Source organism: Streptomyces sp. LS1784, from assembly GCF_020103755.1.
Lineage (GTDB): Bacteria > Actinomycetota > Actinomycetes > Streptomycetales > Streptomycetaceae > Kitasatospora.
In genome coordinates, this window is the sequence record NZ_JAHSQD010001100.1 from 1 (window position 1) to 1,150 (window position 1,150).

Annotated in this window: 1 protein-coding gene; it reads right to left on the minus strand. The window is 72.4% G+C overall.

All coding sequences use genetic code 11. The features are described from left to right. A partial coding sequence (locus KS423_RS45920; RefSeq protein ID WP_224285580.1) for a MinD/ParA family protein occupies positions 1-1,150 on the minus strand: 1,150 nt, incomplete at both ends.

Sequence of the window (1,150 nt, forward strand, 5' to 3'; positions counted from 1 at the left end):
GGGCTGCGGGGCCCATGGCGCCCCGGGGGCGGGCTGGCCGGCCTGCTGCGGGTAGGGCTGCTGCTGTGGGTCGGCGTACGGCTGGCCGCCGGGCTGCGGGTAGCCGGCGTGCGCCTGCTGCTGCCAGCCGGCCTGCTGGGCGGCCTGCTGGGCCCGGATGATGTCCTCGCCGACCAGGGTGGCCAGCTCGAAGTAGGCCTCCCGGACCTTGGGCCGCATCATGTCGAGGTTGACCTCGGCGCCGGCCGCCAGGCTCTCGTCGAACGGCACCACGATCACGCCGCGGCAGCGGGTCTGGAAGTGCGCGACGATGTCCTCGACCTTGATCATCTTGCTGGTCTCGCGCACCCCGGAGACCACCGTGATGCTGCGCTGCACCAGGTCCGCGTAGCCGTGCGCGGAGAGCCAGTCCAGGGTGGTCGAGGCACTGGAGGCGCCGTCCACGCTGGGGGTGGAGACGATGATCAGCTGGTCGGCCAGGTCCAGCACCCCGCGCATCGCGCTGTACAGCAGGCCGGTGCCGGAGTCGGTCAGGATGATCGGGTACTGGCGGCCCAGCACGTCGATCACCTGGCGGTAGTCCGAGTCGTTGAAGGTGGTCGAGACCGCCGGGTCGACGTCGTTCGCCAGGATCTCCAGGCCCGAGTTCAGGTCCTGCGAGGTGAACTGCCGGATGTCCATGTAGCTGCGCAGGTGCGGGATGGCCGTCACCAGGTCGCGGATGGTCGCGCCGGTCTGGCGCTTGACGCGGCGGCCCAGGGTGCCGGCGTCCGGGTTGGCGTCGATCGCGATCACCTTGTCCTGGCGCTCGCTGGCCAGGGTCGCGCCGAGCGCGGTGGTGGTCGTGGTCTTGCCGACGCCGCCCTTGAGGCTGATCACGGCGATCCGGTAGCAGCTCAGCACCGGGGTGCGGATGATCTCCAGCTTGCGGGCCTTCTCGGCCGCCGCGGCCTTGCCGCCGAACTGGAACCGCGGCTGCTGGCGCTGCTGCTTGGGCTGGCTGCGCAGCAGCCGGTCCGAGGACAGCTCGACGGCGGCGGTGTAGCCGAGCGGCGCGCCGTGCGCGGTCTGCTGCGGGGCGGCGGCCTGCTGGAACGCGCTGGGCTGCGGGGCCTGCGGCTGCTGCTGCCACGGCGGTCCGGGCTGGCCC